This window comes from Roseateles sp. P5_E11, from assembly GCF_054049355.1.
This window is the reverse complement of the sequence record NZ_JBFUMO010001122.1, coordinates 1-819: the sequence shown is the minus strand read 5'-3', so window position 1 is coordinate 819 and position 819 is coordinate 1. Positions and strand designations below refer to the sequence as shown.

Here is an 819-nt window from a genome sequence, read left to right as displayed (position 1 = left end):
TTTTTATTGGCGCCTTGCGGCGCCGTTTTCATTCCCCGAACAGATCGGGTGCCGTCTTGCCGCCCGGTGGCGTCAGGCCCAGATGCCGGTAGGCCGCCAGTGTCGCGATGCGGCCGCGGGGCGTGCGCTGCAGAAAGCCCTGCTGGATCAGATAGGGCTCGATAACGTCCTCGATGGTGCCGGCTTCCTCGCCGATGGCGGCGGCGACGTTCTCCAAACCGACCGGACCGCCATCGAAGCGGTGCACGATGGCCTCCAGCAGCTTGCGGTCCATCAGGTCGAAGCCCTGTGGATCGACGTCCAGCATGGCCAGCGCCTTGTCGGCGATGCCGGCAACGATGCGGCCGTCAGCCTTGACCTCGGCGTAGTCGCGCACGCGGCGCAGAAGGCGGTTGGCGATGCGCGGTGTGCCACGCGAGCGGCGGGCGATCTCGAGCGCACCGTCGGCGTCGATGGGCGCGCCCAGCAAGCTGGCGGACCGCGTCACGATGCGCTGCAACTCGGCCGGCGTGTAGAACTCCAGCCGCGCGACGATGCCGAAACGGTCGCGCAGCGGGTTGGTCAGCATGCCGGCGCGCGTCGTTGCACCCACGAGCGTGAACGGCTGCAGGTCCAGCTTGATCGAGCGCGCCGCGGGGCCCTCGCCGATCATGATGTCGATCTGGTAGTCCTCCAGCGCCGGGTAGAGGATTTCCTCGACGACGGGGCTCAGGCGGTGGATCTCGTCGATGAAGAGGACGTCGTTCTTCTCGAGGTTGGTCAGTATGGCGGCCAGGTCCTTGGGCTTCTCCAGCACCGGGCCGGAGGTCTGGCGCAGGT

Annotated in this window: 1 protein-coding gene; it reads right to left on the bottom strand. The window is 67.6% G+C overall.

Features of this window, described 5'->3' with window-relative positions; all coding sequences use genetic code 11:
* Positions 1-28 precede the first annotated feature (28 nt).
* A partial coding sequence (gene ruvB, locus ACXJKR_RS33825; RefSeq protein WP_457326588.1) for a Holliday junction branch migration DNA helicase RuvB occupies positions 29-819 on the bottom strand: 791 nt, incomplete at its 5' end.